This is a genomic window from Mesonia phycicola (assembly GCF_900141885.1).
Taxonomy (GTDB): domain Bacteria; phylum Bacteroidota; class Bacteroidia; order Flavobacteriales; family Flavobacteriaceae; genus Mesonia; species Mesonia phycicola.
The window spans coordinates 73,220-91,483 of record NZ_FQYY01000002.1 but is presented as its reverse complement, the minus strand read 5'-3'; the positions used below and the strand labels follow the sequence as shown (position 1 = coordinate 91,483).

Below are 18,264 nucleotides of genomic sequence, written 5' to 3'. Positions count from 1 at the left end.
AACCAAATTACACTTAAAGTAATTATTTATATTGCTTGAGTCAAATTATTTAAAATCAAATAATTTAGAAATATCACTAATAATATATTCTTTTAATTTTTTTACAGATTTTGGATTGGTAGCTTTTACTTCGGTTTTAGCTATGGGTTGGTGATTAATAGTAGTATTAATATTGTAAACCGCTACTTCAATAGTATAGGTTGTAATTTTTTTAGTATCGTATTCTACTTTTTCATTAGACGTAGTTTTACCTAATTCTAATGGTTTTAAAGAATTCATGTAATTATGAAGAGACTTAGTTAAAACCGTATCTACGGTAATTGATTTTTGAGATGCAAATAAGATTTTATCTATATTCTTATTTTTACATTCTACAATAAAAGCATTAATCTCTTCTGGAGATCTGTCTTCTTGATATTTTACCTGCGGAAACAACTCGTGCATAGTAACCGTAGTAATACCTTTTTTGCTTAAAACTTCCGAAGTTTTATTTTCAAAATCGCTTTGTAAACTAGTATCTTCTGTATTGGCAAAAATAAGCATGCGCTCTACAGATTTTGGTTTAAAATCTTCAGAAACCCATGAATTAGATTCTATTTTAGAAGTAGAACAGCTACTCACTAAAACTATTATATATATTAAAAGTGTAATTTTTTTCATTATTTAATAGAATAGAAAGAGGTTAAAATTAAAAATGATTTAAAACTATGATTTATTTTTTGCTATTAACTACAAATACACCCCAGTCTGCAATAGATTTAATGGTAGGTATTAGTGTTTTTCCAAACTCAGTTAAGGAGTATTCTACTTTCAAAGGTGGCTTAGTAGTATAAACTTTTCTTTTAATTACACCATCTTCTTCTAATGTCTTTAATTGTAAGCTTAACGTACGTTCTGTCACTGTAGGCATTTCTTTTCTTAATTCGTTATACCTAAGCGGACCATCAATTAAATGAAATAGTATTACCGTTTTCCATTTACCACCAATAACTCCCATTGTTAAACTAGCACAACAAGGATACTCTTTACCTTTAAATTTATACATAAACTTAATTTTAAGTTATACAAAGGTATTATACTATCATTAATTACACAACTATACTTTTTATAGTTTATTTAACATTTTGTATAAATACCTATTATCACTGGTATTATCAGATGTTATAACCATTAAATTTTATACTATCATTTATGACCGTTATTGCACAGAATGTAAACTACCAATATTTTTGCAACTATACTTTTGATAGTATAAATTAAAACTATAATAAAAATCAATTAAAAATGAGTTTAAAAGAAACATTAAATTGGAGATACACTACTAAAGAATTTGATCCAACAAAAAAAATATCTGAAGCAGATATGGCTGAAGTCAAAAACCTATTAAGAATGAGCCCATCAAGTGTCAACCTACAACCTTGGCATTTTATTATTGCTGAAACTGAAGAAGGAAAAGCACGTATAGCAAAAGGAACACAAGGTTTTTTCCATTTTAATGAACCTAAAGTAACCAATGCTTCAGCTGTTGTGCTTTTTTGTGCAAAAACAGATGCAGATGAAGATTATTACCAACACATTGCGGACACCGAAGATAAAAATGGAAGATTTCCCAACGAAGACATTAAAAACGGATTTTTAGGTGCCGTTAAAGCGTTTGCAGGTATTCATAAATACGATTTAAAAGATTTAAATCATTGGATGGAAAAACAAGTATATCTTAACATAGGAAGCTTTTTATTAGGTGTTGCAACTTTAGGTATTGATGCCACACCAATGGAAGGTATAGATGTTAAAGCTTTAGATGATGAATTCGGGTTAAGAGAAAAAGGATTTACAGCTTTAGTTGCAGTTTCTATAGGTTACAGGGCAGAATCTGACTTTAACACCACAGATAAAACACCAAAATCTAGATTGCCGGAAAGTGAAATTTTTACTGAAATATAAATCATTTTAATCCATAGTGATGAAAAAATTTATAATGGTTGTCTTCTTATTCTTAGCAATTAGAGTCAGTGCCCAAACACCAACTACAGATCCAGCAAAATCTATAAACGAAGTTGTTACTGCAGAAAATGTAGAATGGGGTTGGTTAAATCCGTTGAGAGGCGATAAAAGTCCGGCTGCAGGAAAACTCTGGGGCGACCGAACTAAAAACGAGCCTGCAGGTTTTTTAGTGAAATTTAAAAAAGGATTTTCTTCGCCACCACATATTCACAACATCACGTATCGTGGTGTCGTGATTAAAGGATTTTTACATAATGATGATGAAAACGCCGAAAAACAATGGTTGCCAGCCGGTTCGTACTGGCAACAACCTGCTGGCGAAGCACATATTACAGCTGCAGATGCAGAAGATAATATGGCGTTTTTAGATATACAAGAAGGGCCATATTTAGTGAAACCAACATCGGAAGCTTTTGATAATGGCGAAAGACCAATAAATGTAGATAAAAACAATTTAGTTTGGTTAAATGCTAACGATATTGAATGGATTGCAGAAAAAAGTAATGTAAAAACTGCATTTTTATGGGGAAGCCACGAAAAAAACCAACTTCGTGCCACACTTTTAAAATTACCTGCTGGTTTCAAGGGTAAAATTAAAAATTTAAGTCCAAATTTTAGAGCTGTTGTTATTTCTGGCAAAGTAACTCATCAATTTTCTAAAAAAGATGACGAAAACATATTAAAAATAGGTTCTTATTTTGGTGCGGAAGAAGGTGCAGAACCTTTATTAAGCACAGAGATCGAGACCGTAATTTATATTCGTTCAAACGGGAAGTTCAAAATAAAATAAACCCTGAGTTTAGTTTGATTGATTAATAGCAGAAAAAGCCACCAAATGTTAAATGCATTCTGTGTGGCTTTTTCAGTATATCAGCAAAATTATGTAAAATACTACGTATGTGTGCGCTCTTTTATTCATATTATATATTTGTACTATAATTTATATTATGTAAAATAGAATATTTTAGAAACTACCCTAGATAATTGTATTACTATAAAAAGCCTATTAATAAGTTATACTGACAAATCAGTAATCGGAAATTTGTGAAGAGTAAATCTTATCTCCTGAAATATATTCTACTGAATAGAATCTAACATAGAAATATAACCTTGGTAACTAATGTTGTCTCTTTGGTTAGAAACTACGTAGGTATTTACTTTTTTGTTGTGATAAATGGTTAAGTTAAATTGATATGCTTCAGATTGATTTTTAGCTTCAAAAGAAATGCTGATTTCTTTCTCTTTATCATAATTTACGCTTAGGTTTTTATAGGTACCGTTTATTTCAATTCCGCCAGTACTTCCGTAGCTATTTCCAAATTGTCTAACGCCGTAATATGGCAAAAAGACACTAATACTATCACCATACATTTTAATATAGTTATCATTATTAGTAATAGATATTTGTTGTACACGCAAAGGTTTCATCCATTGGTGTTCAATGATAAAATGAGATTTATTAATTAGTTGTTGTAGGTCTGTATTTTCTTTTACTTTTTGCTCTTCGGTTTTACTACTTCTGCAGCCAAATATAAAAGCAGCTATTAGAGAAATTAAAAACAGATTTTTATAAAAAGATTTCTCCATAACGTGATTTTTAATCATTAAAATAAGCTTAAATATAATTTATAGACATATTTTTGTATTCAGATTAACAAAAAACAGCTAATTTTATTCTTTCTTTTAACAATAAGACTAGTTGTAATTCAAGGATAAATACTTAATCAACATATAATTTTAAGGCTAATGTTAAATATAAAGAAATACTACTTAACTATAATTTTAGTTCTATTTGTAGCAATAGATGCGTATTGTCACACTACAGAATATGATTCTAAATCTACAATAATTAATAACGGAATTGGGATTGGATCTACAATAGCTGCAATTGCTTCTTGGGAAAGAAACAAGTCTATTTTATGGGCAATTATTCATGCTTTTTTCAGCTGGTTTTACGTAGCTTACTTTGTAATTACTAGAAGTAAAAGTGAAAAAAAGTAAAAAAGGTAGCCACTACTCTATTCTGTTTTTACTACAATAAAAGAAGCTTTATATCCTGTAGCTAGATTCCAAATATTAGAACTTATAATATTTCCACTTTCGTCTAATACCTTAAATTCTGCAGTATTTGGTCCAGATTGCCCTTGGTTTAGAGCTTCTATTTCAATTTTATTAAAGCCACTTTTTAGCTCTAAATAAACCGTTTTGTATTTACCTTCTAAGTAAATTTTTGGAGCAACTACTTCCCCATCTTGGTAAACTTTTACCATATCTCCATCTACCGCTTGGTGATCTCTACATATAATTTTTATTTGTCCGCTAGTAGTTTTAAAATCACCTAAATATTGATTTTCTTTAAACTTATCGTCCATTTTATTTTCTGGTTCCTGCTTTAAGTATTTAGGATCAAAATTTATTTCTGGATCAATAAAACCTTCGTTCTCTGTAATATCAATTTTCTCTTCTTTATCTTCTAATCTTGCAGTTTGCGGTCTTTTGTAAAAACTATTGTTTTTTTGACTTAAGCTAGGTGCTGTTCTAGAAGTAGTACTAATTTCATTAGGGGTGCTAATAGAATTTCCTGTAGTGGTGGTGGTTGGACTATCTAATTGTGCCCAAGCTGAAATACTACAAATTCCGAAAATTAATAAAAAGAAGTTTTTCATAGAATAACTATATATTAACGAAAGTAATAACTTTAAATTTATTATTGAATCTTAAAATCAATAATCTTGCCATCACCTAAATTTAAAGACTTCCAATTTTTTTTAAAATTACAGTTTTAACAAAAAAATAAGGTTTCTCAAACAAAATTTAAGAATCTAAACCCATTACTTCGCTTCTTATAAATCAAAAAAAATAAATTATGAAAAAAGCAATGATGCTTTCTGCAGTTTCTTTAAGCCTTTTACTAGGTTCTTGTGTATCTAAAAAGAAGTATACAGAAATTGAAACTCAATTAGATGACACCAGAAGTGAGTTAATGCAAACCAGAGTAGACAAAGAAGAATGTGAAGATAAGTATGCACAAATTCAAGAAAAAGTTTCTAATTACTATTCTAAAATCAACTCTCTACAAGAAGAGAATGATAATAAATTAGAAATGGTAGATAACATTGCCGCAATGTCTACCAAGTCTAAAGAAGCAATGCGTAGAACGCTTCAAAATGTAGATTCAGAAAAATTAAGTGGAGCAAAAACTTTAAGTGACTCTATTAATTTAGCTGTTTCTTATAATTTAACTAAGTCTTTAAATGAAGGTGACGACGATGGAATTGATATTAATGTAGAAGAAACGGTAGTGCAAATTACTATTTCTGATGCATTATTGTTTAAAAGTGGTAGTTACTGGGTAAACTCTAAAGCTCATAAATTATTAGGTAAAATTGCACAGGTAGTAAAATCTGAACCATCTATGGAGATATTAGTAGAAGGGCATACAGATAACCAAACCATTAAAAAAGAATCTTATTTAGAAGATAACTGGGATTTAAGTGTACGTCGTGCAACTTCTATTGTAAGAGTTTTACAAGATAAGTATGGTGTAGATGGTAAACAATTAATTGCCTCTGGACGTAGTAGTTATATGCCTTTAGAAGACAACTCTACAGCTACAGGAAGAGAAAAAAACAGAAGAACTCGTATTTTAATTTTACCAAACTTAGATAAGTTTTTGGCAATGTTAGAAGAGTAATTTTATATAGTTAATAAAAAAAGGGAAAGCCAATGGCTTTCCCTTTTTTGTATATAGAAGTTAAATAATTATTTAGCTCCCCATTCTTTTAAAGAATCTTCATTCATTTTCACGTAGTCTGCATTTCCTGCTTTTTTTGCAGCCTCTAAAGAAGCCTTGGCAGATTTAATAGCATCTTTTTTCTTTCCTAATTTAGCTTCAATTAAAGATTTTTTACGCAACATGTAAAAAGGAGCAGATTCTTGCATATCTATTGCTTTTTCCATCCAAGTTAAAGCTTGTTTTAAATCTTTATTTTCTGCATAATAATAACTAGCTGCATTGTAATATTCTCTAGCAGAAGGTCCGTTCATAGCACCTTCAATACTTTTCATAGTAATAGCATCTGTTGGTACATTTACTTTAAAAGCAGCTACAGTTTCTTCCCAAAGAAAGTTTACCATCGCAGAGTCATTAGTTAACTCATCAATAACTATAGTAAAAGTTTCCATAGTCATTGGCATTTTTTGAGTTTCTACTTTTATAGAAAGTGCTACTTGTGAAGCATCCCATTCTTTAGGTAAACCCCAGTTATCTGTTTTTTTGTAAAATATCACCTCCCAATTAGCTGCAGTTGGTACGGTGTAGATAGCGTAAGTCCCTTTTGTTAAGTTTTTACCGTCTATAGTAACATCTGTAGAGAAAGTAATGGTTGTATTTTCGTTAGCTCCGGTTCTCCAAGTTTTACCAAACGGAATTAAATTTCCAAAAACTTCACGACCTCTCATAGATGGTCTAGAATATTCTACCGTAAAATCTGTTAAACCAACTTTTTGCCAAATTTTAGCTTGTGGACTAGGCTGTGGAGTTTGAATTTGAGCCTGTAGGGTAATTACTGCTAAAAGCAATAAACATAAAGAAATAATTTTTTTCATAATAGAATTATATTGATCTTTTAATTAGTGAGTAAAAATAATGTATTTCCCCCTATTTTGTAAATTATATTTTTCAAAACAATAACTTTTGTTTAACTTTTAAGCTAGTTTATTAAACAAAATATATTGTAATTTTAACTTATGAAAATTTATAAACTACATAAGTACCAAAAACTGCCAATTACAAAAGCTCAGGCTTGGGAGTTTTTATCAGATCCGGCAAATTTAAAAGTAATTACTCCAAATTATATGGGGTTTGATATTTTAGATGGAGCAGACAGAAAAATGTATCAAGGGCAAGTAATACAATACATTGTCACTCCTGTGGCAGGTATTAAAACAAAATGGGTTACAGAAATTACACACGTAAAAGAAGGAGAATATTTTGTAGATGAGCAACGTTTTGGTCCGTACGCATTATGGCATCACAAGCATTTTATCAAAGAAATTGAGGGCGGTATAGAAATGGAAGATATCATCCATTACAAATTGCCTTTTGGTTTGTTAGGCAGAATTGCACACCCGATTATTGTAAAAAATAAGCTAGAAGAAATATTTGCGTATAGACAAAAAAAGTTAATTGAATTATTTGGAGATTATAAATAGAAATTGATGAAAAATATAGTACTTATAGGCGGAAGTAAAGGAATTGGCTTAGCAACTGCTAAATTATTAAATGAAGAATACAAGGTAATTGTAGCATCGAGATCTAAAGGAGATTTAGAAAATATAAATGTTACGCACTTAGAATTTGATGTACTAAAAGACGATATTTCTACTCTTGATTTACCAGAAATAATTGATGGTTTAGCTTTTTTTCCTGGAAGTATAAATTTGAAGCCTTTTAAAATGTTGAAAACAACAGATTTTGAGACAGATTTACAACTCAATTTTATATCTTTAGTTAAAGTAGTTCAAGGTTTATTAGATAAATTAAAAAAATCTAATCAAGCTAGTTTGGTGTTTTTTAGTACCATTGCAGCACAAACAGGTATGCCGTTTCATACTAGCGTGGCAGCATCTAAAAGTGCTATAGAGGGTTTTGCTAAATCTCTAGCTGCAGAGTTAGCTCCTAAAATACGTGTGAATGTAATAGCTCCTTCTCTAACCAATACATCTTTAGCAGAAAAATTATTAAATAAAGAAGAAAAAATCACCAAAATGGCACAACGCCATCCATTAAAAAAAATAGGAGAACCTGAAGATATAGCTAAACTTACAAAGTTTTTACTAACAGAAGAAAGTAGTTGGATAACCGGACAAGTAATAGGCATAGACGGAGGTTTGTCTACTTTAAACTTACAATAAATGAATACTCAAAAATATAATATTTTTTGGTTTAGAAGAGATTTAAGACTAGACGATAATATTGGTTTTTATAAAGCATTACAGAGTGATTACCCTGTAATACCTATTTTTATTTTTGATAGTGAAATTTTAAAAGATTTACCAGAAGATGATGCTAGGGTAAATTTTATACACCAACAATTACAGACTATGCGCAAAGAACTTCAAGAAAACTATGAGAGTTCTATTGCCATATATTACGGTAAACCTAAAGAGATATTTGCACAATTACTTCAAGATTATTCTATTGCTGAAGTTTTTACTAATAGAGATTACGAGCCCTATGCAAAAGATAGAGATCAAGAAATTTCAGATTTATTAGAAAAAGAAAAAATTGAATTGCATACCTACAAAGATCAAGTTATTTTTGAAAAAGACGAGGTTGTAAAAAAAGATGGAGACCCTTATTTAGTCTACACGCCATACATGAAAACTTGGAAAAGTAATTTTAAAGAAGATAAACTCAAAATATTTTATACCAACGATTATTTAGAAAATTTAATAAAAAACTCAAGACTACCTAATTTAAGTTTATCAGACATAAAATTTAAAAAGTCTTCTATAGAAGTGCCAGATTATACTCTAACTAAAACCTTAATGAAAGAGTATGATGAAAACAGAAATTTGCCTGCTAAAGATGCTACCTCATATTTAAGTACGCACTTAAGGTTTGGTACTGTTAGTATTAGAAAAATGATAAAAAAAGCCATTCAAGTTAAAAACGAAACTTTTTTAGAAGAATTAATTTGGAGAGAGTTTTTTATGCAAATTCTTTATCATTATCCAGAAACGGTAACAGAAGCTTTTAAAAAAAAATATGATAGAATTGAATGGAGAAATAAAGAAGCAGAATTTAAAAAATGGAAAGAAGGTAAAACAGGATACCCTTTAGTAGATGCAGGAATGAGGCAACTTAACGAGTCTGGATTAATGCACAACCGTGTAAGAATGGTTGTGGGGAGTTTTTTATGTAAACACCTTTTAATAGATTGGCGATGGGGAGAAGCTTATTTTGCTGAAAAACTACTAGATTATGAAATGTCTTCTAACGTTGGTAACTGGCAATGGGTTGCTGGTAGCGGTGTAGATGCAGCTCCTTATTTTAGAATATTTAACCCTACTTCTCAAAAAGAAAAGTTTGATAAAGAAGAAAAATATATAAAAAAATGGATACCAGAATATGGTACCAATAAATATCCCGAGCCTATGGTAGACCATAAAGAAGCTCGGGAACGTTGTTTGTCTGTCTACAAAAAAGCGGTAAGTAATTAGTTTACTTACTGCTTTTGTTTATTTCTTTTCAATAAAAGTAATGCCTAATTCTTTTTGTAATTCTTTAATCTGAGCAATTTCTTGTGGTAAAATTAAAGCAATAGAAACGCCAGACTTCCCTCCTCTTGCTGTTCTACCACTTCGGTGTGTGTAATAAGCTAAAGATTCTGGTAATTGGTAATGTATTACAAAAGCCAAATTATTTACATCAATACCTCTTGCAGAAACATCTGTAGAAACTAAAAATTGAGTAATTCCCTTTTTAAAGCCACGCATTACTTTTTCTCGGTCACGTTGCTGCATATTTCCTTCTAACGCTTCAACAGAAAAACCTTCTTCTTTCAAGGTTTTAGTCAGTTTTTGAGCTCCAGCCTTAGTTCTAGTAAAAATAATACCACGTTCTTGTTTTCTTCCATCTAACAATTGGATCAACGCATCATCTTTATCTTTTAAGCTAGTATTAATGTATTGGTGAGTAATATTGGTGTTCACCAAGTTTTTGTTAGGCTCAATTTTAATAGCCTTGTTAGACATGTATTTTTTAATAAGCTGATTTAGTTCAGCTGGCATAGTAGCAGAAAATAACCACGTATTTTTTGTTTGTCCGGTATATTTTAAAATCTTGTCTAAATCCTCTTTAAAGCCCATGCTTAGCATTTCGTCTGCTTCATCTAGCACAAGTGTTTTTATATGCTTTAGGTCTAATGAGCCTCTTTCAATTAAATCTAATAATCTACCAGGAGTAGCCACTACAATATGCGTAGGTCTTTTTAGATTATTAATCTGAATATTAATTTTCTCACCCCCATAAACCTCTTCCGTAAAAATTTTACCATCTATGTATTTGGTAAACTTAAACAGCTGTTTTTTAATTTGCTGAGCCAATTCTCTAGTAGGAGATAAAATAAGTGCTTGTATTACTTTATTTTCTATATCTATTTGCTGAAGAATAGGTAGCCCATATGCCGCAGTTTTACCTGTTCCTGTAGGTGCAATACCAATAAAATCTGTTGGCTTGTCTAATAAAACAGGAATAGTTTCATTCTGAATTTGAGTAGGTTCTACAATACCTAACTCATTTAAACCTTTTATAAAATCTTTACTAATTCCTAATTTTTGGAAAGTACTCATAAATTCTTTTTTTCTAGGCTGCTAAGTTACGCTTATAATTACTAAGGTTAGAAAAAATATAACAACTTCTCTAACGTGCTAAATAAATGATAAAAACTTTTCTATGTAAAACTATTGAGTTTACTTTATAGTAAATGCTAAAATTTAAAAGAAAAAATATGTCAGTACTAGCCAAAAATGAAAGACAGCTAACCGTATATTACGATTCTAAAAGTGAACTTGGTAAGAAGATTAGAGCGAGAGCAGAATCATCTGACTTGAAAGTCTTACCTGTAGATTTACTGAAAAGTAATCTTACAGGAACAGAATGGACAGAACTTGCAGAAATGTTAGGGGTTACTGTAGATAAATTGATTAATCAAGACCATCCTATTTTTAAAGAGTTGTATGGTGATGATCCGGTAGATTTTGATGAAAATAGTGCTATTAAAGTACTTGTTAAAAATCCAGAAACTTTAGTTTTCCCTATTGGCGTAAGAGGTAACAGAGCTGTGCAAGTAAAATTGTTGAGCGATTTAAACCCTTTATTTGATACCGATACAGGGGAAATACCACAACCATAAATAACAAATTGAATCCTAAAAAAAGCCTGAATATTATATTCAGGCTTTATTAATTTAAAGAAATTCAGATTAGCTCAACTTTTCTTTAAATTCATTAATAATTCCTCCTTTCAATAAAACTCTAATTTGTCTATCACTTAAGGTATGTTTGGTTGGGATAGTTACAGAATCGCCATTTTCTTTAACAATTTCCACTTGAATTGTTTCTCTATTTTTTACGGCATCACGAAGATTTTTCAGCTTAATTGTATCTCCTTGTTCAAATTTTTCATAATCATCGTTATTTTCAAACTCTAGAGGTAGTATTCCGAAGTTCACTAAATTTTGCCAAGCAATTCTGGCATAACTTTTAGCTATTACCGCAATTTGACCTAAGTATTTTGGCGCAATAGCAGCGTGCTCTCTACTAGAACCTTGTGCGTAATTATCTGCCGCAACCACTATATGTCCGCCAAATTGATCTTTGGTTTGCATAGCTCTATCGTAGTAAGTTTCATCTATTACCGTAAAGGCATACTTACTAATTTCTGGAAGGTTACTTCTAAAAGGTAAAACCTCTGCTCCTGCTTTTAGAATTTCATCGGTAGAAATATTATCTCCCATTTTTAGTAAAACAGGAACTTCTGCTGAATCTTTTAATTTATCTATATGCGGAAGCGACTTAATATTAGGTCCTTTTTGTAATTCTACACTTTTATTATCTTCTAACGGAGCCACTAGCATATCTGTATTGATAATATGAATTTCTGGATCTACGTACTCAGGATACTTCATATCATACAATTTTTCTAAATCTCTAGGATCGGTAATTTTTCCTGTTAATGCTGAAGCTGCTGCAGTTTCTGGACTACATAAATGTACTTGATCATCTTTAGTACCGCTACGATCTGGGAAATTTCTTGGCATCGTTCTTAAACTAATCGTTCCGCTTGCGGGTGCTTGCCCCATACCAATACAACCCATACAACCACTTTGATGAAAACGTGCTCCTGCGGTAATTAAATTTCCGAAGGTTTTAATATCTATCATATTCTGAATAATCTGTCTAGAAGTAGGATTTATATCTAAACTTACTTCTGCATTTACAGATTTTCCTTTTACAATCTCACCCACAATCCAAAAATCTCTTAAACCAGGATTAGCAGAAGAACCTACCACACATTGACTTATTTTTTTACCAGCAACTTCACTCACAGGCACAACATTACCTGGACTAGTTGGCAAAGCAATTAATGGCACCAATTCATCTAAAATAATTTCGTCGTGCAAATCATATTCACAACCTTCATCTGCTTTTAACTCTACCCAATCATCTTCTCTGGTTTGCGATTTTAAAAAGCGTTTAGTTTCTTCATCACTTGGGAAAACGGTGGTAGTTGCACCTAATTCTGCTCCCATATTGGCGATCACGTGACGATCCATCGCGCTTAAATGTTGTAAACCTTCACCATAGTATTCAATAATTTTGCCCACACCACCTTTTACATCATGACGACGAAGCATTTCTAAAATAATATCTTTAGCACTTACCCAATCTGGTAATTTACCAGTTAGTTTCACGCCCATTACTTTTGGCATTTTTACGTAGTAAGGCTGACCTGCTATAGCAGAAGCAACATCTAAACCACCTGTACCAATAGCCAACATACCTAAAGAACCAGCAGCACAACTATGACTATCGGACCCTACTAGGGTTTTACCGGGTTTGCCAAAACGTTCCATATGTACGGGGTGACTTACACCGTTACCGGGTCTGCTAAACCATAAACCAAATCGTTGAGCTGCAGATTTTAAAAATAAATGGTCATCTGCATTTTTAAAATCTGTTTGTAATAAGTTATGATCTACATATTGTACAGCTACTTCGGTTTTAGCTCTATCGAGCCCCATAGCTTCTAATTCTAACTGCACTAAGGTACCTGTTGCATCTTGTAATAGAGCTTGATCTATTTTTATTCCTATTTCTTTACCAGGAATTAGCTCTCCTTCTACTAAATGATCTTTAATAAGTTTTTGAGTAACGTTTAAGGCTGACATTTTTCTTTTAGTTTTTAGTTAATTTTTTCTTTTAATTTAAAAAATCTTATCAGCAATTACAGGGAGTTTAACAAGCTTTTAGGTTTACGGGTTTTTAAAGAGAAAATTGCTAAAAGCATATTAAAAAAATAGGTTTACAGCATTGTAAATTGTATCTTTCAATAAACTTAAATAAATAACTATGGATACCAATTTTAATTATGTTCACGTAAGTGCTAGCGAGCGTTTAGAAGAATTTACAAAAACTAAACTTGACAAATTAAAAGATAGATATGAATTTTTAATTAGTGCTGAAGTATTTTTTAAAACAGAAAATTCTACCTCTAAAGATAAAGGAAGAATTGCAGAAATACAGTTAAGTGTACCTGGACCAAGAATTTTTGCTTCTTCTAATGAAGAGAATTTTGAAATAGCTGTTTCTAAAACTATTAACGATTTAAAAACACAACTACAAAAAAAGAAAGAGAAAATGCAAACCCATTAATCTCTTAAATTATTTTAATAAAAAAAGCCGCTAAATTAGCGGCTTTTTTGTGTGCTAACAATAACACTATTAATTAGTTTGTTGTGCAGCTTCTTCTTTCATTTCTTCGTTTGCCACAATAGCCAACTCTACTCTTCTATTTTTAGACCTTCCCTCTGCAGTATTATTGTCATATTTAGGTTGAGTTTCTCCGTACCAATTGGTGGTAAATCTTCCGTTAGATAAACCCTGACTAGTTAAATAATTGGTTACAGAATTAGCTCTTTTTTTAGAAAGGGTCATATTATAATCTTCTGCTCCTGTATTATCTGTGTGACCTTCAACTAAAACATTTGTGTTAGGGTACTCTTTAAATATGGCAACTAGTTTTTCTAAAGTTTCTTTAGATTTAGAATTGATATCAGATTTATTGGTATCAAAATAAACTCCACTATTTTCATCAAAAGTTACACTAATCCCTTCACCTACTCTAGTTACTTCTGCACCAGGTATTTCTTGTTCTATTTCTTGCGCTTGTTTATCCATACGGTTACCAATATATGCACCAGTAGCACCACCAACTACACCACCAATAATGGCACCTAAAGCAGTATTGTTACCATCACCTATATTATTACCAATTACACCGCCAATTACAGCTCCGCCTGTAGCACCAACGGCACCTCCCTTTTGTGTATTGTTTGCATTTTTAATGGCATCACAACCTGTTAATACAAGAGTTAATGACATTATTAAAATTATTGATTTACTAGCTATCTTTTTCATAATATATTTTTTTGATTTGATTAATAATTTGATTTAGAAAAATTCATTCTAATAATAAAAGGTTGTCCTTCATAAGATACGGTTTGCTCCCAAACCATATTTGTTTCAGATAGAGATACAAGATTTAATCTAAATCCCGTGTTTATTTTTCTAGCATTTTCTCCGTCATTAATAGGTTTTAAGGTAAAATCATATAAACCACTATCTGCATTTTCTTCTTGTACAGCCCAAATAAAATTTCTAGTACCTTCATTACAATTTGCGCCAGATAAAGTATAAGTGCCTTTGTTGTTATTACTAATAAAATTCCATTGAGAGTTTCTAAAGCAATTGGCAGAGGCATCTTGAAATAAAGTAACATCTACAAACCCATCACTATTTGGGTAAGTAACATTATTTAAAGTCCAAGAGCCTTTAAACGTTCTTTCGGCTTGTCTTTCAATTTTGGTTGTTCCGCAAGCAAATAATAATAAACTTACAGTAACTAATGCAATAATTTTTTTCATAATTAAAAATGATTGGTTATCTATTTCAATCAAATTTAAAGGGTGCTTTCTTTTTAGCCGAAAATGTTAAGAATGTTTAACTATGAATTGTTAAAATATAGCTAAGAATAATTAGTATTGAAGTAATGCTTCTATAGTCTGTTGTAATCTATGTTTAGCTAAATACTGTATTTCTAAATTTTTAGCAAAAGGAATAGGAGTTTCTAGGCTAGCAACCCTTTTTACAGGAGCATCTAAATATTCGAAACAATTTTCCATAATTAAAGCAGAAATATCAGACATTATACCTCCAAACATAGAATCTTCTTGCAATAAAACTACTTTACCTGTTTTTTTTACTGAAGCGTATATAGTGTCTTTATCTAATGGCTGAAGGGTTCTCAAATCTATAAGATCTGCATCTACCTTTGAATGTTGATCTAAATAATCTAAAGCCCAATGCACCCCAGCACCATAAGTAATAATACTAATGCTCTTACCTTCTTTTAAAAGGGAAGCTTTACCTAAAGGAATAGTGAAGTAATTTTTAGAAACTTCTTGGCGTATGCTTCTATATAAAGCTTTATGCTCGAAAAATAATACAGGATTTGGGTCTTCTATAGAAGTACATAGTAAGCCTTTTGCATCTTGCGGAAATGCTGGATAAACAACTTTTAAGCCTGGAGTTTTGGTAAACCAAGCTTCGTTAGTTTGACTATGAAATGGGCCAGCTCCAACTCCTGCTCCACAAGGCATTCTTACTACTACCTCTGCAGATTGCCCCCAACGATAGTTTACCTTTGCTAAATAATTAACTATAGGGTTAAAGCCACTAGAAACAAAATCTGCAAACTGCATTTCTACCACCGCTTTCATTTTATTAATAGATAGACCCATTGCGGTAGAAATTATAGCCGATTCACATATAGGAGTATTTCTTATACGTGATTTACCAAATTTTTCTACAAAACCTTCCGTGATTTTAAAAACACCACCATAATCGGCAATATCTTGCCCCATAACTACAAGCTGGTCAAATTTTTCTAGCGATTGTTTTAGGCCATCTGAAATAGCATCTATAAACCTTAGTTCTTGTTTATTAGAAGATGGTTTTGTTTGTTTTAAAGTAAAAGGAGAATAAACATCATATAATTCATCATCTAAATTTGCTTGTATTTCTTCTTCTGTATTAGCTATTTTAAGATGATGGTTAATTTCTTCAATAATGTCGTCTTTTATTTTTTTATCTTCAGCTGGTGTGAGTAAGTTTTCTGCAATTAGGTGTTTTTTTAATAATTCTACAGGATCTTTTTTAGCCCAATTATCAAGTAAGTTTTGAGGTACATATTTAGTACCACTAGCTTCTTCATGGCCGCGCATTCTAAAGGTTTTAAATTCTATTAAAACAGGACGAGGATTTTCTCTCACGCTCTCCACTATTTTAGATAAGCGATAATAAACTTCTAGAATATTATTGCCATCTATTAAATGAGCTTCCATACCATACCCTTTGCCTTTATCTACTATATTTTCACATCTAAATTGCTCGTTAATTGGCGTAGATAAACCGTAACCATTATTTTCAATACAAAATAAAACAGGTAAACTCCATACAGCTGCTACATTTAAAGCTTCGTGAAAATCACCTTCACTAGTACCTCCTTCTCCAGAGAAGACAGCAGTAACTTTCTTTTCTTTTCTTAGTTTATGGGCTAAAGCAATACCATCTGCAACACCTAGTTGTGGTCCCAAATGAGAAATCATTCCTATAATCTTGAATTCTTGCGTACCAAAATGAAAACTTCTATCTCTTCCTTTAGTAAAACCACTTAGTTTACCTTGCCATTGCGCAAACAACCGATGTAGAGGTATCTCTCTAGTTGTAAATACTCCTAAATTTCTATGCATAGGAAGAATGTATTCATCTTTTGTAAGCACAGATGTAACTCCCACAGAGATTGCTTCTTGACCAATACCGCTAAACCATTTAGAGATTTTACCTTGCCTTAGCAACACTAGCATTTTTTCTTCTACTAGCCTAGGTTTCAATAAACGTTTATACAAAAGTAATTTTACTGAATTAGAAACGTTTTGTGAATAAAAACTAGCAATAGTATCTTCTGTAGTGTTTGCAGAGTTCATAAATTATAAGATTGTTTAATATCAAATTTATTATAAATCTTTTTAGTTAATATAAATAATTCTGATTAATATTAAATTAAAGAAAATCATTAGCTTTGTTTTAAGCTTAATATAAAAAACATAAATCATGTCTATAAATAATATCCCTAGTGTAAATTTAGCAGACTTTCTGTCTGACGATGCTAAACGAAAACAAAAATTTGTTGATGAAATAGGGAAAGCTTATGAAGAAATTGGATTTGTTTCTTTAAAAAATCACTTTTTAAGTGATGATTTGGTAGATGAATTATATAAAGAAGTAACTTCTTTTTTCGCACTACCTCTAGAGACTAAAAAAAAGTATGAAATTGAAGGTCTAGGTGGCCAACGTGGTTATATTAGCTTTGGGAAAGAGCACGCCAAAGGTAAAAAAGAAGGAGATTTAAAAGAATTTTGGCATTTTGGACAAGAACCTTCTGAAGATGCAAATTTAATTGAAGAATATCCAGAAAATGTTCAAGTAGAAGAGTTAAAAGATTTTAACCATACTGGGATGGAAGCCTATAGAATGTTAGAAAAAACAGGAATTTACGTTTTACGAGCACTAGCATTATACATAGGTTTAGAAGAACATTATTTTGATCATTGGGCAAGTAATGGAAATAGTATTTTAAGACCAATACACTACCCTCCTATCACAGAAGAACCAAAAGGTGCTGTTAGAGCTGGAGCTCACGGTGATATTAATTTAATCACACTTCTTATGGGAGCTTCTACTGGAGGTCTTCAAGTATTAAGAAAAGATGGAGAATGGATAGATGCTATTCCTCAAGAAGATGAGTTAGTAATTAACGTTGGAGATATGTTAGAAAGACATACCAATAACAAATTACGCTCAACTGTACATAGAGTGATTAATCCACCAAAAGAACAATGGGGAGAACCAAGATATTCTATTCCGTTTTTTATGCACCCAAGAAGTGAAATGCCTTTAAATTGTTTAGAAGAATGTATAGATAAAGAAAACCCTAAACATTTTGAAGATATAACAGCAGGTCAATTTTTACACCAACGTTTAGTAGAAATAGGTTTAATTAAAGAAGATAAATAAGCTAAAATGGATTTACAAGATCAGCTTAAAAATTTATTTCCAGATCACGAACCAGAAGAAACGCCTGTAGAAGAAAATACAGAAGATAATTTATGGTTACAAGACGATCCGTTAATCTGTAAATATGAAAAAAGAAAAGGTAAACCCATTACAATAATTGAAGGCTACACGGGAGCAGATGACGATTTTAAAAAACTAGCTAAAGAAATTAAAACAACTTTAGGTGTTGGTGGTAGCTTTAAAAATGAAAAAATTATTGTTCAAGGAGATTACCGACCGCAAATAATGGAAATACTTCAAGATAAGGGTTTTAAGGTGAAACGTGTTGGTGGTTAG

Annotated in this window: 21 protein-coding genes; 11 read left to right on the top strand and 10 right to left on the bottom strand. The window is 31.2% G+C overall.

Going from position 1 to position 18,264, the window contains the following annotated elements:
* Positions 1-45: 45 nt before the first annotated feature.
* Together BUC03_RS03150 and BUC03_RS03145 are read right to left on the bottom strand one after the other, a co-directional pair.
* The gene (locus BUC03_RS03150; protein WP_073148175.1) at positions 46-660 is read right to left on the bottom strand and encodes a hypothetical protein; all 615 of its coding nucleotides are present in this window, start codon (positions 658-660) and stop codon (positions 46-48) included.
* Between the two features lie 52 nt (positions 661-712).
* A complete protein-coding gene (locus tag BUC03_RS03145; protein ID WP_073148173.1) occupies positions 713-1,045 on the bottom strand; it encodes a winged helix-turn-helix transcriptional regulator in 333 nt (110 codons plus the stop codon).
* Positions 1,046-1,284: 239 nt separating this feature from the next.
* Here BUC03_RS03145 and nfsB point away from each other — a divergent pair, with 239 nt between their 5' ends.
* Both nfsB and BUC03_RS03135 read left to right on the top strand, forming a co-directional pair.
* Positions 1,285-1,944, top strand: a complete 660-nt coding sequence (gene nfsB, locus BUC03_RS03140; protein WP_073148170.1) for an oxygen-insensitive NAD(P)H nitroreductase — start codon at positions 1,285-1,287, stop codon at positions 1,942-1,944.
* A gap of 19 nt (positions 1,945-1,963) precedes the next feature.
* Positions 1,964-2,794, top strand: a complete 831-nt coding sequence (locus BUC03_RS03135; RefSeq protein WP_073148168.1) for a DUF4437 domain-containing protein — start codon at positions 1,964-1,966, stop codon at positions 2,792-2,794.
* 287 nt (positions 2,795-3,081) lie between these two features.
* Here the strand turns inward: BUC03_RS03135 and BUC03_RS03130 are convergent, their stop codons facing one another.
* Positions 3,082-3,591 carry a DUF4251 domain-containing protein gene (locus BUC03_RS03130; RefSeq protein ID WP_159432694.1) on the bottom strand — a complete coding sequence of 170 codons (510 nt, stop codon included), beginning with the start codon at positions 3,589-3,591 and terminating at the stop codon, positions 3,082-3,084.
* 159 nt (positions 3,592-3,750) lie between these two features.
* Between BUC03_RS03130 and BUC03_RS03125 the strand changes: the two genes are divergently transcribed.
* Complete coding sequence (locus BUC03_RS03125) at positions 3,751-4,005, top strand: hypothetical protein (RefSeq protein WP_234971593.1); 255 nt, start codon at positions 3,751-3,753, stop codon at positions 4,003-4,005.
* A 17-nt stretch (positions 4,006-4,022) separates the two neighbouring features.
* Here BUC03_RS03125 and BUC03_RS03120 read toward each other — a convergent pair whose 3' ends face one another.
* On the bottom strand, positions 4,023-4,670 hold the full coding sequence (locus BUC03_RS03120; protein WP_073148164.1) for a hypothetical protein: 648 nt from the start codon (positions 4,668-4,670) through the stop codon (positions 4,023-4,025).
* Positions 4,671-4,870: 200 nt separating this feature from the next.
* Between BUC03_RS03120 and BUC03_RS03115 the strand changes: the two genes are divergently transcribed.
* Positions 4,871-5,698 carry an OmpA/MotB family protein gene (locus tag BUC03_RS03115; RefSeq protein ID WP_073148162.1) on the top strand — a complete coding sequence of 276 codons (828 nt, stop codon included), beginning with the start codon at positions 4,871-4,873 and terminating at the stop codon, positions 5,696-5,698.
* Between the two features lie 68 nt (positions 5,699-5,766).
* Here BUC03_RS03115 and BUC03_RS03110 read toward each other — a convergent pair whose 3' ends face one another.
* Positions 5,767-6,612: a DUF2911 domain-containing protein gene (locus BUC03_RS03110; protein WP_073148160.1), complete on the bottom strand. Its 846-nt coding sequence runs from the start codon at positions 6,610-6,612 to the stop codon at positions 5,767-5,769.
* A gap of 141 nt (positions 6,613-6,753) precedes the next feature.
* Here BUC03_RS03110 and BUC03_RS03105 point away from each other — a divergent pair, with 141 nt between their 5' ends.
* The 3 genes from BUC03_RS03105 to BUC03_RS03095 are packed head-to-tail and all read left to right on the top strand — an operon-like array spanning position 6,754 to position 9,231.
* Positions 6,754-7,218, top strand: a complete 465-nt coding sequence (locus BUC03_RS03105) for an SRPBCC family protein (RefSeq protein WP_073148158.1) — start codon at positions 6,754-6,756, stop codon at positions 7,216-7,218.
* Between the two features lie 3 nt (positions 7,219-7,221).
* The gene (locus BUC03_RS03100; protein WP_073148156.1) at positions 7,222-7,920 is read left to right on the top strand and encodes an SDR family NAD(P)-dependent oxidoreductase; all 699 of its coding nucleotides are present in this window, start codon (positions 7,222-7,224) and stop codon (positions 7,918-7,920) included.
* Positions 7,921-9,231, top strand: coding sequence for a cryptochrome/photolyase family protein (locus tag BUC03_RS03095; protein ID WP_073148154.1), 1,311 nt, complete (start codon positions 7,921-7,923; stop codon positions 9,229-9,231).
* A gap of 18 nt (positions 9,232-9,249) precedes the next feature.
* On the opposite strand, the gene BUC03_RS03090 is transcribed toward BUC03_RS03095, so the two are convergent.
* On the bottom strand, positions 9,250-10,362 hold the full coding sequence (locus tag BUC03_RS03090) for a DEAD/DEAH box helicase (protein ID WP_073148152.1): 1,113 nt from the start codon (positions 10,360-10,362) through the stop codon (positions 9,250-9,252).
* A gap of 158 nt (positions 10,363-10,520) precedes the next feature.
* On the opposite strand from BUC03_RS03090, the gene BUC03_RS03085 reads away from it, so the two are divergent.
* Positions 10,521-10,925 (top strand): arsenate reductase family protein, encoded by a 405-nt coding sequence (locus tag BUC03_RS03085; protein ID WP_143159129.1) that lies wholly within the window; start codon positions 10,521-10,523, stop codon positions 10,923-10,925.
* A 69-nt stretch (positions 10,926-10,994) separates the two neighbouring features.
* On the opposite strand, the gene BUC03_RS03080 is transcribed toward BUC03_RS03085, so the two are convergent.
* Complete coding sequence (locus tag BUC03_RS03080) at positions 10,995-12,962, bottom strand: aconitate hydratase (protein ID WP_073148148.1); 1,968 nt, start codon at positions 12,960-12,962, stop codon at positions 10,995-10,997.
* A 181-nt stretch (positions 12,963-13,143) separates the two neighbouring features.
* Here BUC03_RS03080 and hpf point away from each other — a divergent pair, with 181 nt between their 5' ends.
* Positions 13,144-13,446 carry a ribosome hibernation-promoting factor, HPF/YfiA family gene (hpf, locus tag BUC03_RS03075; RefSeq protein WP_073148146.1) on the top strand — a complete coding sequence of 101 codons (303 nt, stop codon included), beginning with the start codon at positions 13,144-13,146 and terminating at the stop codon, positions 13,444-13,446.
* Positions 13,447-13,515: 69 nt separating this feature from the next.
* On the opposite strand, the gene BUC03_RS03070 is transcribed toward hpf, so the two are convergent.
* From BUC03_RS03070 to BUC03_RS03060, 3 genes are all read right to left on the bottom strand, one after another.
* Positions 13,516-14,211, bottom strand: a complete 696-nt coding sequence (locus BUC03_RS03070) for a YiaD family glycine zipper/OmpA-like lipoprotein (RefSeq protein WP_073148144.1) — start codon at positions 14,209-14,211, stop codon at positions 13,516-13,518.
* Between the two features lie 20 nt (positions 14,212-14,231).
* Complete coding sequence (locus BUC03_RS03065) at positions 14,232-14,717, bottom strand: lipocalin family protein (RefSeq protein WP_073148142.1); 486 nt, start codon at positions 14,715-14,717, stop codon at positions 14,232-14,234.
* A 111-nt stretch (positions 14,718-14,828) separates the two neighbouring features.
* The gene (locus BUC03_RS03060; RefSeq protein WP_073148140.1) at positions 14,829-16,838 is read right to left on the bottom strand and encodes an alpha-ketoacid dehydrogenase subunit alpha/beta; all 2,010 of its coding nucleotides are present in this window, start codon (positions 16,836-16,838) and stop codon (positions 14,829-14,831) included.
* 127 nt (positions 16,839-16,965) lie between these two features.
* Here BUC03_RS03060 and BUC03_RS03055 point away from each other — a divergent pair, with 127 nt between their 5' ends.
* The gene (locus tag BUC03_RS03055) at positions 16,966-17,928 is read left to right on the top strand and encodes an isopenicillin N synthase family dioxygenase (protein WP_073148138.1); all 963 of its coding nucleotides are present in this window, start codon (positions 16,966-16,968) and stop codon (positions 17,926-17,928) included.
* Positions 17,929-17,934: 6 nt separating this feature from the next.
* Complete coding sequence (locus BUC03_RS03050) at positions 17,935-18,264, top strand: translation initiation factor (protein ID WP_073148136.1); 330 nt, start codon at positions 17,935-17,937, stop codon at positions 18,262-18,264.

What these genes read in the sequence shown, in the direction of transcription:
- BUC03_RS03060 (WP_073148140.1), bottom strand. Translation starts at nt 16,838, where the DNA reads ATGAACTCTGCAAACACTACAGAAGATACTATTGCTAGTTTTTATTCA.
- BUC03_RS03150 (WP_073148175.1), bottom strand. Translation starts at nt 660, where the DNA reads ATGAAAAAAATTACACTTTTAATATATATAATAGTTTTAGTGAGTAGC.
- BUC03_RS03120 (WP_073148164.1), bottom strand. Translation starts at nt 4,670, where the DNA reads ATGAAAAACTTCTTTTTATTAATTTTCGGAATTTGTAGTATTTCAGCT.
- BUC03_RS03085 (WP_143159129.1), top strand. Translation starts at nt 10,521, where the DNA reads ATGTCAGTACTAGCCAAAAATGAAAGACAGCTAACCGTATATTACGAT.
- BUC03_RS03090 (WP_073148152.1), bottom strand. Translation starts at nt 10,362, where the DNA reads ATGAGTACTTTCCAAAAATTAGGAATTAGTAAAGATTTTATAAAAGGT.
- BUC03_RS03145 (WP_073148173.1), bottom strand. Translation starts at nt 1,045, where the DNA reads ATGTATAAATTTAAAGGTAAAGAGTATCCTTGTTGTGCTAGTTTAACA.
- BUC03_RS03115 (WP_073148162.1), top strand. Translation starts at nt 4,871, where the DNA reads ATGAAAAAAGCAATGATGCTTTCTGCAGTTTCTTTAAGCCTTTTACTA.
- BUC03_RS03065 (WP_073148142.1), bottom strand. Translation starts at nt 14,717, where the DNA reads ATGAAAAAAATTATTGCATTAGTTACTGTAAGTTTATTATTATTTGCT.
- BUC03_RS03125 (WP_234971593.1), top strand. Translation starts at nt 3,751, where the DNA reads ATGTTAAATATAAAGAAATACTACTTAACTATAATTTTAGTTCTATTT.
- BUC03_RS03105 (WP_073148158.1), top strand. Translation starts at nt 6,754, where the DNA reads ATGAAAATTTATAAACTACATAAGTACCAAAAACTGCCAATTACAAAA.
- BUC03_RS03050 (WP_073148136.1), top strand. Translation starts at nt 17,935, where the DNA reads ATGGATTTACAAGATCAGCTTAAAAATTTATTTCCAGATCACGAACCA.
- BUC03_RS03055 (WP_073148138.1), top strand. Translation starts at nt 16,966, where the DNA reads ATGTCTATAAATAATATCCCTAGTGTAAATTTAGCAGACTTTCTGTCT.
- BUC03_RS03080 (WP_073148148.1), bottom strand. Translation starts at nt 12,962, where the DNA reads ATGTCAGCCTTAAACGTTACTCAAAAACTTATTAAAGATCATTTAGTA.
- BUC03_RS03130 (WP_159432694.1), bottom strand. Translation starts at nt 3,591, where the DNA reads ATGGAGAAATCTTTTTATAAAAATCTGTTTTTAATTTCTCTAATAGCT.
- BUC03_RS03070 (WP_073148144.1), bottom strand. Translation starts at nt 14,211, where the DNA reads ATGAAAAAGATAGCTAGTAAATCAATAATTTTAATAATGTCATTAACT.
- nfsB (WP_073148170.1), top strand. Translation starts at nt 1,285, where the DNA reads ATGAGTTTAAAAGAAACATTAAATTGGAGATACACTACTAAAGAATTT.
- hpf (WP_073148146.1), top strand. Translation starts at nt 13,144, where the DNA reads ATGGATACCAATTTTAATTATGTTCACGTAAGTGCTAGCGAGCGTTTA.
- BUC03_RS03135 (WP_073148168.1), top strand. Translation starts at nt 1,964, where the DNA reads ATGAAAAAATTTATAATGGTTGTCTTCTTATTCTTAGCAATTAGAGTC.
- BUC03_RS03095 (WP_073148154.1), top strand. Translation starts at nt 7,921, where the DNA reads ATGAATACTCAAAAATATAATATTTTTTGGTTTAGAAGAGATTTAAGA.
- BUC03_RS03110 (WP_073148160.1), bottom strand. Translation starts at nt 6,612, where the DNA reads ATGAAAAAAATTATTTCTTTATGTTTATTGCTTTTAGCAGTAATTACC.